This is a genomic window from Buchnera aphidicola (Myzocallis carpini) (genome assembly GCF_964059025.1).
GTDB classification, from domain to species: Bacteria; Pseudomonadota; Gammaproteobacteria; order Enterobacterales; family Enterobacteriaceae; genus Buchnera_L; species Buchnera_L aphidicola_AK.
In genome coordinates this window covers 130,858-144,187 of record NZ_OZ060376.1, presented here as the reverse complement: position 1 = coordinate 144,187, position 13,330 = coordinate 130,858, and the positions used below count along the sequence as shown (strand labels likewise).

Genomic DNA, 13,330 nt, shown 5'->3' with positions numbered 1-13,330 from the left:
CTAGGTCATATCATGTCATATACTACTTTTTCTAGAAAAAAAAATAATCCACTAAAAGAACCAATGTTTTTTGGACAATCTGTAAATATTGCTCGATACGATCAACAAAAATATGCTATCTTTGAACAATTAATAGAAAAACAATTATCTTTTTTTTGGAGACCAGAAGAAATTGATTTATCTAAAGATCGAATTGACTTTCAAAAATTATCAAAAAATGAAAAACATATCTTTCTTAGTAATTTAAAATATCAAACACTATTAGATTCTATTCAAGGAAGAAGCCCAAATATAGCATTTCTACCCATTGTTTCATTACCAGAATTAGAAACATGGATAGAAACATGGTCATTTTCAGAAACTATTCACTCAAGATCTTATACACATATCATAAGAAATATTATCCATTCTCCATCAGAAATATTTGACAATATCATTTCTAATGAAAATATTTGTACAAGAGCAAAAGACATATCTAAATATTATGATAAATTAATAAATATGGTACATTATTGGAATTTATTTAAAGAAGGTTGTTATACAGATCATAATAATAAAAATATTATCGTCAACTTAAAGTCTATAAAAAAAGCATTATATCTTTGTTTAATCAGTGTTAATATACTTGAAGCAATTCGTTTTTATGTAAGTTTTGCTTGTTCCTTTGCATTTGCTGAAAGAAAACTTATGGAAGGAAATGCAAAAATTATTCGGTTAATTGCTAGAGACGAATCTTTACATTTAACTAGTACACAACATATTTTAGATATTCTTAAAAATCATGAAAATGATTCAGAAATGAAAAAAATAATTAAAAATTGTAAAAAAAAATGCATTTCTTTATTTCAACAAGCAGCTAATCAAGAAAAAGAATGGTCAAGATATTTATTTCAAGATGGTCCTATGTTAGGATTAAATCAAAAAATTTTATATCAATATATAGAATATATTACAAATATTAGAATGCAAACCATTGATTTTCCACAAATTTTTCCCAAAATCAATAACCCAATACCCTGGATTAATAATTGGTTAACATCAGATCATATACAATCCGCTCCTCAAGAAGTTGAAGTGAGTTCCTATTTAGTTGGACAAATTGATTGCGAAATCTCAAATCATGAATTTAAAAAATTTAAATTATAAAAAAAAATATATTATAAAAATCAAAAATCATATATATACTATAAAAAATAATGTACATAACATACCATTACTAATATTATTAAAATACATAAATATTCATATTCCTTATCAATGTCAAGAAGGATATTGTGGAACCTGTAAAATTCGATTAATTCATGGAAAAGTACAATATTTTAAAAAAAATATTATTGCTTTAAAAAAAAAAGGATACATATTCCCATGTTGTTGCAACATAAATAGCAATATTGAAATAAATATATAAATTTTTATATTAACAATCTATTGATCTGCTTGAATAGCTGTAATTGCAATTGTATATACAATATCATTAATTGATGCCCCTCTAGATAAATCATTAATTGGTTTTTTTAATCCCTGTAAAATTGGTCCAATCGAAATAATATCAGATGATTGTTGTACAGCTTTATATGTAATATTTCCAGAGTTTAAATCAGGAAAAATGAATACATTAGCATTGCCTTTTAAAATAGAATCAGAAGATTTAATTTGAGAAATTAATAAATTACTTGCTGCGTCATACTGAATAGGTCCATCAATCACCAAATTAGGACATCTTTTTTTAACTAATTGTGTTGCTTTTCTAACTTTTTCTACTGTTTCTCCTACTCCAGAAATTCCAGTAGAATACGAAAGCATTGCTATTCTAGGTTGAATAAAAAATTTAGATGCTAAATTAGCAGATTGAATAGCAATTTCAGATAATTGTTCTGCATTTGGACTAATATTAATCGCACAATCCCCATATACTAATACACAATTATTAAATAACATAAAAAATACAGAAGATACCAAAGAAAACTCACTATTTTGATTTTTTAGAACACCAATGATTTGTAATGCTGCTCGTAAAACATCAGCAGTAGAATATTTAATACCACATACTAATCCATCTACTTCATTATTCTGTAAAATTAAAGCACCTAATGTCATATTATCCCGAACACTAATAGATGCTATTTCTTTAGTCATTCCTTTAGAACAACGTAAATGTAATAATTGATCAATATATTTTTTTTGAACATTTTTAGGATCAATAATATCTACATTATTTAAAAATTTAATATTTTCTTTTTGCATGATATTATAAATAACCTTTGGATTACCTAATAATGTACATTTTGCAATATTCAAATTTGAAACAATCGATGTAGCTTTAAGTATTCTTATGTCTTCTCCTTCAGGTAATAAAATATTTCTACAGATTTTTTTTGCTTTTTTAACTAATTGATTTTGAAAAACAAAAGATGAAATTCTTTTATAACATACATTTTCTTCAAGAGTATTTTGAAAAAAATCATTTGCACAAAAACATTCAGTAAATTTTTTAATTATTTTTGTAAAATAGGATTTATTAATTTGAAAAAAATGATTATAGTATGCATTTAAAACATATACTACATCCTCTTTTTTTAAAAAAGTATAAAAAATCGGAATTGTAATAGAATATTGATTTTTTATTTGTTTGATTTGATCATAATTCTGTGTATTGATATTAGTTAATAAAATTGAATGAATATTAAAATTTTTAAATAAATTATTAAATTTTTCTAAAAATTTTATAAAATTAATATCTAAAGGAAGAATAATAACATTATAATTACAATAATGATATTTTTTTACAAAATCATTATCATATAATATAAATGATTCTATCAAATGAATTTTATCATTTTTTTGTATTTTTGTAAAAATTTTTAAGTTAAAGAATAATTTTTGAAAAAAATTTGTTAATAATACTGAATACACAGGAATATTAATAATTTTAGAGGAAAAATAACTAAAAATTTTATCAGTAAAAGAATGTTTATGTACAATGTTATTGTATATTTTTTTAGGATGTAAATGAATATTATTAATAATAATATTTAAAATATTTTTTTCAATATTTATATTGTCTTTACAAAATTTTAAAAGATTTAAAAAATTTTCTATATTATTATTTTGAGAAGTGTAAAAAATAATTTCAGGACAAATTTTTTTAATAAAATTCATATTAAAATCATGTACATAATATTCTTTTGAAAAATTTTTTATCCCTTCTATAAAAATAATATCATATTGATTATAATACTTATAATATAATTCTAAATTATATTTTACTAAATATTTTATGTAACATTCTTTCGTAAAAAATTTATTTTTATTAATTTTATTACACATGGAAACAATTTCAATGTCACAATATTTTTTTAATAAATTTTTTGTATCATCCATATGATTTTCAAATCTATAATTCTCATAAAAAGGCTTAAAAAATAAAATACGAAAACCTTTATCTTTAAAAATATTCATAAAACTAATAATAGTAGATGTTATACCAATACTGTTACTAATAGGAACAAACATAATAGTACGCAACACGATAAATATCCTAATTTTCATACATTCTTAATTAATATAGTATTATTATACTAGTTAATTATGTTTTTTTAAATAATTTTATTGTTTCTTTTGCAATTAATAATTCTTCATTTGTTGGAATTACAAGCACAGGAATAGTATTTTTTTTATTAATGTAACCTTGTTTTCCAAATTTAATATCATTATTAAGATTATCATCAATATAAATATTTAGTAATGATAATTTTGACAAAGTAATCTTTCTTACTAAAGCAGAATTTTCTCCAATACCACCTGTAAAAATAATCGCATCTAACTTTCCTTGTAATAAAACACTATATGCACCAATATACTTAGATAATCGATGACAAAAAACATTTACTGCTCTGTATGATTCTTTGTTAGAATCATAATTCTTTTCAATATCTCGAAAATCACTAGTGATGCCGTTTGTTAACCCTAAAATACCAGATTTTTTTAATAATATATTTTCAATCTCTGTAATATCAATGTTCAGAACATGATGCATAAAAAATATAATTGAAGGATCCAAATCACCACTTCGTGTCCCCATAACTAATCCTTCTAATGGAGTTAATCCCATAGAAGTATCTACGCTAACACCATTACATATTGCTGTTACTGATGATCCACTACCTAAATGACAACTAATAATATTTAATGTATTTATTGAAACATTTAGCATTTTTGCTGCTTCTTGAGAAACATAAGCATGACTAATACCATGTGCACCATATTTTCTAATATGATATTTTTTATAAAAAATATATGGAATAGCATATAAATAGGAAAATTCTGGAAGATGAGTATAAAATGTAGTATCTAAAACAGCTACATTTCTCTTAGATAAACTAGGAAAATATTTTATAGCTGCTACTATACCTAGTAAATTTATGGGATTATGTACAGGGGAAAAAATAATATTTTTTTTTATTTCTTGAATGATATTATCAGTAATAATAACTGATTGTTTTATTTTATATCCTCCATGTACAACACGATGACCTATAAATTTCACTCTTAACATCAATGCTGTGTATTTAAAAAATATATTACGAATAATAAATTTTAAAGATTTTTTATGTTTTATATAATCTCCAATAATAATTTTATTTTTTTTATTTTTATAATTCCATATCACATATGTTTCGGATAAATATAAACGATCAACTAATCCAAATAGATATTTTTTATTTTTTTTGGGATCTAGAATCGAAAATTTTAAAGAAGAACTTCCACAATTTAATACTAATACTAAATCACTGATCATGATTGTTCCTATCGGATATTATAAATCAATATTATTGAATTATTAAAAATACATCTATAATATTATTATATTAAATATTTAATATATGTATTTAATACTTTTTTTGTCCAACTGTAAGACGAAAAATATTTGAATAATCTGTATAAGATTGTATATTATAAAAATTATTATTTCTAAATAACTTTGTTACTTGTTGCACTTGATTACAACCATGTTCAATTAATAACCAACCTTGTATAAATAAATATTTTTTCGCATTAGAAATAATATATTCAATATCCGATATACCATATTTTAAAGAAAATAGTGCAGTATAAGGTTCATAAAAAATATCTTTTGAAAACATTTCTGTTTCATGATGACTTAAATATGGTGGATTACTAACAATCATGTGAAATTTTTGATGTATGTTCGAAAACCAATGACTATAAAAAAAAGAAACATTATTACAATTTAAAAATTTCGCATTTTTTTTAGCAATTAATATTGCTTTAGAATCACAATCAACACCTACAATATTACAATTTGAATGTTCATGTGCTATAGATATTGATATATTACCACAACCTGTACCTAAATCTAAAATACTAGTATTACTGGATATTCTACATAAAGCTTCTTCAACTAAAATTTCCGTTTCTGGCCTCGGAATCAAAACATCTTTAGAAATAAAAAAAGATAAAGACCAAAATTCTTTTTTTTGAATAATATATGCAATAGGTTCACCATGTATTCTTCTAAATAATAATTGTTTTAAATAAATAATCTGTTTGTTATTTAATGTAAAATCGTCAAATAAATATATCCAGGTTTTAGATTTTCCAAGTACATAACTTAATAAAATTTCTATATCTAATCTTGGAGTATTTGTAGATAATAATATTTTTTTAGCGTATTTGATCCATTCAAAAATTTTCATATTATTATTACAACATGATATCTTTCAAATCCATTTGAGAATAATATTCTCGAATCATCGGTTCAATTAAAACATCCAAATGACCATTTAAAATATCATCTAAGCAATATACAGTCAAATTAATACGATGGTCAGTAACTCTATTTTTTGGAAAATTATATGTACGATTACGATCTGAACGATCTCCTGTACCTAATAAATTTTTTTTAATAATAGATTTTTTTTTATTTTGCTTAGCCATTTCATTAGCATGAATTCTAGAAGATAAAATAGATAATGCTTTTGCTTTATTTTTATGCTGTGAACGTTCGTCTTGACATTCTACAACAGTTCCTGTAGGAATATGTGTAATTCTAATTGCAGAATCAGTAGTGTTGACATGTTGTCCACCAGCTCCAGAAGAACGAAAAGTATCAATTTTTAAATCAGAAGAACGAATAATAGTATTTTGCAAATTTTTAATTTCAGGCATTACAGCTACTGTACATGTTGAAGTATGAATTCTACCTTGTGATTCTGTTTTTGGAATACGTTGTACACGATGTCCACCAGATTCAAATTTTAATCGACCAAACACCCCGGATCCTGATATTTTAAAAATAATATCTTTAAATCCACCTTGTTCACTTTCATGAAAATGAATAATTTCCGTATTCCAATGATAATATTCAGAATATCTACCATACATTTTAAATAATTCTCCAACAAAAATTGCGGATTCATCACCTCCTGTTGCTGCTCGAATTTCAATAAAACAATTTTTTTTATCATTTAAGTCTTTTGGAAATAATATTTTACGAATCGTTGTTTCTAAAAAAATATTTTTTTTATTTAAAATTTTTAATTCATCTTGTACCATATCTAAAATTTCACGATCATGTAATAACGTTTTTGTTACGTTAATTTCATTGTTATTTTTTTTCCATTCTAAAAAATAAGAAATAATATTTGATAATTTTAAATATTCTTTAGATAATTTTTTAAATTTTTCTTGAGATTGAATAACTTTTGGAGTCGCAAGTAAATTCTCAAGATTTTGAAAACGAATATATAATTTATTTAATTGATTAACTATAAAAGATTCCACAAAAATACCTTATACTATAAATTGATCAATCTCAGATATAAAATATATTATTATAATGATAATTTATATTATACTTCAAAGATATCATCTTAATATATACAATATATATTAATATATAAATTGTATAATCATTATAATATTTACTACATAAAAAATAATACTTACTATGAAAATATTCTCTGGAAATTCAATTCTTAAACTATCACAATTAATTGCGAATGAATTATACAATCCTTTGGGTAACGCAAAAGTCAATAAATTTAGTGATGGAGAAGTTAACGTTGAAATTCATGAAAATGTTCGAGGAAGTGACATTTTTATTATTCAATCAACGTGTCGCCCTACTAACGATAATATTATGGAATTAGCAGTAATGATAGATGCTTTACGAAGAGCATCAGCAGGAAGAATTACTGCTGTTATTCCATATTTTGGATATGCAAGACAAGATCGTAGAATAAGATCCGCTAGAGTACCAATTACAGCAAAAATAGTAGCAGATTTTTTATCTAGTGTTGGAGTTGATCGTATTTTAACTGTTGATTTGCATGCTGAACAAATACAAGGTTTTTTTGATGTTCCCGTAGATAATGTTTTTGGAAGTTTTGTTTTATTAGAAGATATGCTAAAAAGAAAACTAAAAAACCCTATTATTGTATCACCTGATATTGGTGGTGTTGTAAGAGCTCGTGCAATTGCAAAATTATTACATGATACTGAAATGGCTATTATAGATAAAAGAAGACCAAAATCCAATGTCGCACAAGTGATGCATATTATTGGTGATGTACATAACAGAGATTGTATTTTAGTAGACGACATGATTGATACAGGAGGTACACTGTGCAAAGCAGCAAAAGCTTTAAAAAAAAATGGAGCTAATAAAGTATTAGCATATGCAACACACCCTGTTTTTTCCGGTAATATTTTCAATAACATAAGAAAAAAATATCTAGATGAAATTATTGTATGTGATACAATTCCTTTACCATATAATATATATCAACAAAAAAAAATTCGGGTGCTTACAATTTCTAGAATGTTAGCAGAAGCTATTCGACGTATTAATAACGAAGAATCTATTTCTGAAATGTTTGATTATCAAAAATATGTAAAAAATTACATAAAAACATAAAAAATAAAATTATTTTTTAAAAAACTTATCACGCATAAATTTTATCACCTCCGAAACAATCAAAAAAGAACCAAAAACTAATATCACATCTTTTGGATTGACCGTTTTAAGTAGTACAGATAATATCTGATTAATATTCAGAAAAAAAATAGAATGTTTTGGTAGAAAAGTTTTTAAAATATTTACTGAAACAGCTCTGGGATTTTTTAATGGAGCAGAACACCAAATATCAATAACATCCAAAAAATTAGAAATAAAATTTTTAATATCTTTATTAAAAGACATTCCTATGATCCCATATACTGTAATGTTATTTTTACTTTTTAAAAATTCTTTTAATTTTTTTAATAAATATTTTCCGGAATTTACGTTATGTGCAACATCTAATATAATATATGGATTATAAAAAATAATATGAAATCGACCTGGTAAAGTAATTTTTTTTAAAGCATTTACAATATTTAATGATTTTACATTAAAATTAGTAGATCGTGCAACAGCTATTGCAACAGCAGCATTAGATAACTTAATCCGAGGAATAAATAATTTTTTTAAAGCACCATATTGATCAAAAAAATTCCAATGATTAATATTTTTATTCCAGTTCCACTCATAAGGTATACGATTTAATGAAATTTTTAAAATCTGAGAAATATGATATACAGAATCTGGAATATCTATATCACCATAAAAAACTGGTATTCCATATCTAAGAATGCCTGTTTTTTCTAATCCAATAGCATTTCTAGTATTTCCTAATAATAATGTATGGTCTAAATCAATATTAGTAATAACAGCTATATTAGGATCGAAAATATTTGTAGCATCTAATCTTCCACCTATACCAACTTCTAAAATTAAAATATCTAAAAAAAATGATTTAAATATTAAAAAAGAAGCAAGTGTAATAAATTCAAAAAAAGTTAATAGGATATTACCACGAACTAATTCTACTTGCTCAAAAGCAGTAGTAAAAATTATAGAATTTTTAATCGTATTTCCATTGATTCGAACTCTTTCATAAAAGTATAATAAATGAGGAGAAGTATATAATCCTACACGATATCCTGCATCTAAAAATATCTGTTCTAATAAAGTAGATGTACTACCTTTACCATTCGTTCCAGCAACTGTAATAATAAAAGGATACTTTTGCAATAAATTTAATTTTTTTGCAATAAAAATCACTTTCTCAAGAGAAAAAACATCATGAATAAAACTATTATTTTTAATATAAGATAACCAATTTCTTAAAGAAGTATATTTATTATATTGATTTTGTTGCATATAATTATCTAATGTATGTAAAATTATTAAAACTATGTAAATATATTTTTTATACTAAAATTATAAATTAATAGTATCATAAATATTATAGTAATAATTACAGAGGTCATATTTTCTAAAACATAAATATAATTTGAAAAGATAATATTTAATGAAATAATAATTATCATGATTGATAAAATATATTGAATATATTTTCTTTTGTAAATAAAATTAGATAATATAAAATAAATAGATCGCAAGATTAAAATAGAAAAAATATTAGATGAAATAACAATAAATAAATTTTGCACAAAGGATAAAATAATTGGAACACTATCTACCGCAAAAATAATATCACTAATTTCAATCATAATTAAAGAAACTAATAATGGTGTAATATATAAAAATTTTTCTTTATAAACAAAAAATTTATCTCCATATAAACGATTTGTTATACGAAATATTTTTACCAATAAGAGAAAAAAAATATCTTTTTTAAAACTTTTTTTATCATTATTTTTATGTACAAGAAGCATTTCTATACCAGAAAATAATAATATGATTCCAAAAATAAAAATAATCCAATTCCAACGTAGTATAAACCAATAACTAATCAAAATTAATAACATTCTAAATATAAAAGAAACTAATATTCCATACATTAAAACTTTTTTTTGATAATTAATAGGAATCATAAAATATTTAAATAATAGTATCCAAATTAAAACATTATCTAAAGATAGTATTTGTTCAATACCAAAACTTAAAAAAAAAGAAGTTAATATTGTATTTGCTATATTCTGATTAAAATATAAAAAATAATATATCCAAATTAAAAAAGTGAAAATAAATGTTGAAAAAATCCAAAATAACAAAAAAAAATAAGATTTTTTTAATGTATTTAATGTATAAAAATATTTTATTTGAATATAATTACTACACAAAAAAGTCAATATAATAACAACGAAAAATATCATCCATAGTACTAATTGATTAAATATATTCAAAACAATGTACCTATAACAAAATATCAATTATTAAATTTAATACCATAATATGAACTATAATATATGTAAACCAATCATATTTATGATACAATTTGGAAAAAATCCCAAGAAAAAAATTATCATACTAATGAAAATTATCAATATTTCAATGTTTTTATATTTTTTTTTAAAAATTATTTTATGGTTAATATTTTTACAAGAATATAAATTTAATATCATTTTTAAATAATAATATATACCTAATCCTGAATTTACTAAAATAGCAAAATTTATAAACCAAAAATTATGGTATGTAATGAAGAAAATCATTAAAAATTTCACAATAAAACCTAATGTACATGGAATACCTAAAAAAGAAAATAAAATAACAGTAATTGCAATAGTTAATTTTGGATTTTTCCAAAACAAACCTTCGTAATAAGATATATAATTAATTTTAGTATTTTTTGTATTTTGTGATAATTCTGATAAAAATAACATACTAAATAAGCCAAGATTACTGAGTACATAATAAATAAAGTATATTATGGAAATTTTGTAATAATTATCATATTGATTTGTTACTAATAATATAACTATAATATATCCCATATGAATAATAGAAGAATATCCAATAAACTTTTTTATATTTTGTTGAAATAACATCATAATACTTCCAAAGATGATTGAAAATATCGCAACTATTTCTGTAATAAAATACAAAATCTTAGACTGTAAATATGGAAAATAAAAAAATAATTTTATAAGTACAAAAAATGTAGTTATTTTTAAAACTGTAGTAATATAAAATAACAATATAGAATAAGTATATTGATACACATCAGAAACCCAAAAATGTAATGGAAATAAAGATAATTTAAAAAAAAACGATATTAATAAAAATCCTATTCCTAACAATAAAATTTTATTATCTTGGATTTGATTAGTTAAAAAATACATTTTAATACTATTAAAATTTAAATTTCCACATATGGAATATATAAGAACTATACCTAATAGCATAAATACTGAAGATATTATAGATAATATCATATATTTTAACATCACTGATATAGATTCTATATCAAATATAGAATATATCATTAAACCAATAATAGGTAATGACATTAATTCCATACCAAGAAATAAAACAATCATATGATTGGAACAAATAACTAGAATACTTCCTAACAGAGAAGATAAAAATAATATATAAAATTCTTCTCGATAAAAAAAAAATTTATTTAAATACAAATAAGAAAAAGAAACAAAAAATAAACTTATAAAAATAATTATTTCAATATATCTTAAAGAATAAATATTAATATCTAATAATTCATTAACATTTATTGGAAGAAAATTACAAAGATATATTAATGATAAAAAAATACTATTTAATCCAATTATTGTAGTAAAAAATACAAATTTATGGCTACGATACACAATTATAGAAAAAAGAATAATAAATACATTAACAATTAAAATTAAAAAGGGTAATAAGGAAATTATTGGATACATAGAAAATGACATAAACGTCATAACCTCAAAAATGTAAATTTTTTATATTAAAAAGTAATAGCATGTAAAATTACTTTTGGAAACAATCCTGATATTAATGTACATAATACAAAAAAAAGAATTAATAAAAATTCATCATAATAAATTGCATATCTTATTTTCAAAGAACGATGTACTATCGGGCCGTAGAAAATTTTATGTAAAAGATTTAATGAATAAATTGTTGAAAAAAATAAACTAAAAATTAATAAATATGAAAAAAATGGAGATGTGTGAAATATACCAACTAACATCATCATTTCACTAATAAAATTCATTGTTCCAGGAAAATTTAAATTTACAAAAATAAAAAATAATACAAAACTTGGAATCCATTCAATACATGCAAACAATCCACCCATTTTTTCAATATTATTAGTATGAAATCTTTGGTATAATTGACTAAATAAAATAAATAATGCTGCCATTGAAAAAGAACTAAATAAAATTTGTAATATAGCTCCTTGATATGCCAAATAATAATTACAATATATTGCTACTAAAATAAATCCCATATGTGATATTGAACTATAAGCAAGAATTCTTTTAATATTTGTTTCTATAAAAGCCATCCAGGAAGCATAAAAAACAGTAATAATTCCTAACAATATTGCAACAGGAGAAAAAAAATAAGAAGACTTCGGAAATAAATGCATATTAAATCTTAATAATCCATAAAAACCAACTTTAATCAACAAACTTGATATATCTACGGAACTGTTTGTAGGAGAAACAGCATGTAAATCTGGTAACCAAGAATGAAATGGAAAGATTGGTATTTTAACAATAAAAGGAATAAAAAATCCTAACATAATTAAAAATTCTAATGAGAATGGAAGAGAAAAATTAACAAATTTATTGTAATCAAAAGTTAAAATATGTGTTTTTTTATAAAATGAAAATGATAATACTAAAATTGAAAATAACATCATGACACTAGAAACTTGTGTATATATTAAAAATCGATTTGCAACTTTTGTTCTTTTCACATAACTATAAATAGGATTGCCCCAAAAAATAATTAAAAAATAAGCTGGTATTAACATCAATTCCCAAAAACAAAAAAATAAAAATAAATCACAAGACAAAAAGGTTCCTAATGTTCCAGATAGCATTAATAATAAATTTAAATAAAAGTAACCACATTTTTCTTTAGTATGATGCCAGGAACATAAAATAGAAATAATACCCAAGATACTAGATAAAAAAATCATTGTAAGAGATAATTTATCTATTGATAAATGAAAGTTGATACCTACATTGGAAATCCAAGGAATTATAAATTCTGTATTCCAACAATTTTTTTCAATCTGAAAATTAATACAATAAAAATATTTTAACCATATTAATATAGAACATAAAAATATTAAAATAGTTGTAAATAATGCTAACCATCGAGATTTTTTAATATTATTATATTCATATTGTACACAAAAAATACCACCAATTATCGGTATAATAATTAGAAATACAAGTAACATATAATAATCCCATGAGTTTTATACTCTATAATTTCATACTGATATTTTAAATTTTTCTAAAAATATACAAATAAAATATTATTTAAACAATTTGTTAA

11 protein-coding genes are annotated in these 13,330 nt (G+C 22.2%); 3 read left to right on the top strand and 8 right to left on the bottom strand.

Annotated features, from left to right (window positions below):
• Positions 1-12 precede the first annotated feature (12 nt).
• Both nrdB and AB4W53_RS00650 read left to right on the top strand, forming a co-directional pair.
• Positions 13-1,146 (top strand): class Ia ribonucleoside-diphosphate reductase subunit beta, encoded by a 1,134-nt coding sequence (nrdB, locus tag AB4W53_RS00655; RefSeq protein WP_367672027.1) that lies wholly within the window; start codon positions 13-15, stop codon positions 1,144-1,146.
• Positions 1,121-1,408, top strand: coding sequence for a 2Fe-2S iron-sulfur cluster-binding protein (locus AB4W53_RS00650; RefSeq protein ID WP_367672026.1), 288 nt, complete (start codon positions 1,121-1,123; stop codon positions 1,406-1,408). Before nrdB ends, AB4W53_RS00650 begins: the two co-directional genes overlap by 26 nt.
• Before the next feature lie 17 nt (positions 1,409-1,425).
• On the opposite strand, the gene pta is transcribed toward AB4W53_RS00650, so the two are convergent.
• The 4 genes from pta to prfA all read right to left on the bottom strand — a co-directional run bounded on the left by pta (position 1,426) and on the right by prfA (position 6,804).
• Positions 1,426-3,528, bottom strand: a complete 2,103-nt coding sequence (gene pta, locus AB4W53_RS00645) for a phosphate acetyltransferase (RefSeq protein ID WP_367672025.1) — start codon at positions 3,526-3,528, stop codon at positions 1,426-1,428.
• A gap of 58 nt (positions 3,529-3,586) precedes the next feature.
• Positions 3,587-4,798 carry an acetate kinase gene (locus AB4W53_RS00640; RefSeq protein ID WP_367672024.1) on the bottom strand — a complete coding sequence of 404 codons (1,212 nt, stop codon included), beginning with the start codon at positions 4,796-4,798 and terminating at the stop codon, positions 3,587-3,589.
• A 91-nt stretch (positions 4,799-4,889) separates the two neighbouring features.
• The gene (gene prmC / locus AB4W53_RS00635) at positions 4,890-5,717 is read right to left on the bottom strand and encodes a peptide chain release factor N(5)-glutamine methyltransferase (RefSeq protein ID WP_367672023.1); all 828 of its coding nucleotides are present in this window, start codon (positions 5,715-5,717) and stop codon (positions 4,890-4,892) included.
• Between the two features lie 7 nt (positions 5,718-5,724).
• A complete protein-coding gene (gene prfA, locus AB4W53_RS00630) occupies positions 5,725-6,804 on the bottom strand; it encodes a peptide chain release factor 1 (protein WP_367672021.1) in 1,080 nt (359 codons plus the stop codon).
• Positions 6,805-6,961: 157 nt separating this feature from the next.
• Here prfA and AB4W53_RS00625 point away from each other — a divergent pair, with 157 nt between their 5' ends.
• Entirely contained in the window at positions 6,962-7,939 is a 978-nt protein-coding gene (locus AB4W53_RS00625; protein WP_367672118.1) for a ribose-phosphate pyrophosphokinase, read from the top strand.
• A 9-nt stretch (positions 7,940-7,948) separates the two neighbouring features.
• On the opposite strand, the gene folC is transcribed toward AB4W53_RS00625, so the two are convergent.
• Genes folC through AB4W53_RS00605 form a run of 4 tightly spaced genes read right to left on the bottom strand, consistent with a single transcriptional unit; the run spans position 7,949 to position 13,232 of the window.
• Positions 7,949-9,226: a bifunctional tetrahydrofolate synthase/dihydrofolate synthase gene (folC, locus tag AB4W53_RS00620; RefSeq protein ID WP_367672020.1), complete on the bottom strand. Its 1,278-nt coding sequence runs from the start codon at positions 9,224-9,226 to the stop codon at positions 7,949-7,951.
• 32 nt (positions 9,227-9,258) lie between these two features.
• The gene (locus AB4W53_RS00615; protein WP_367672019.1) at positions 9,259-10,215 is read right to left on the bottom strand and encodes a TerC family protein; all 957 of its coding nucleotides are present in this window, start codon (positions 10,213-10,215) and stop codon (positions 9,259-9,261) included.
• Between the two features lie 54 nt (positions 10,216-10,269).
• Positions 10,270-11,724, bottom strand: a complete 1,455-nt coding sequence (locus AB4W53_RS00610) for an NADH-quinone oxidoreductase subunit N (protein WP_367672017.1) — start codon at positions 11,722-11,724, stop codon at positions 10,270-10,272.
• A 35-nt stretch (positions 11,725-11,759) separates the two neighbouring features.
• Positions 11,760-13,232 carry a NuoM family protein gene (locus AB4W53_RS00605; protein WP_367672016.1) on the bottom strand — a complete coding sequence of 491 codons (1,473 nt, stop codon included), beginning with the start codon at positions 13,230-13,232 and terminating at the stop codon, positions 11,760-11,762.
• Positions 13,233-13,330 lie beyond the last annotated feature (98 nt).

What these genes read in the sequence shown, in the direction of transcription:
- AB4W53_RS00650 (WP_367672026.1), top strand. Translation starts at nt 1,121, where the DNA reads ATGAATTTAAAAAATTTAAATTATAAAAAAAAATATATTATAAAAATC.
- folC (WP_367672020.1), bottom strand. Translation starts at nt 9,226, where the DNA reads ATGCAACAAAATCAATATAATAAATATACTTCTTTAAGAAATTGGTTA.
- nrdB (WP_367672027.1), top strand. Translation starts at nt 13, where the DNA reads ATGTCATATACTACTTTTTCTAGAAAAAAAAATAATCCACTAAAAGAA.
- AB4W53_RS00640 (WP_367672024.1), bottom strand. Translation starts at nt 4,798, where the DNA reads ATGATCAGTGATTTAGTATTAGTATTAAATTGTGGAAGTTCTTCTTTA.
- AB4W53_RS00605 (WP_367672016.1), bottom strand. Translation starts at nt 13,232, where the DNA reads ATGTTACTTGTATTTCTAATTATTATACCGATAATTGGTGGTATTTTT.
- prmC (WP_367672023.1), bottom strand. Translation starts at nt 5,717, where the DNA reads ATGAAAATTTTTGAATGGATCAAATACGCTAAAAAAATATTATTATCT.
- AB4W53_RS00610 (WP_367672017.1), bottom strand. Translation starts at nt 11,724, where the DNA reads ATGTCATTTTCTATGTATCCAATAATTTCCTTATTACCCTTTTTAATT.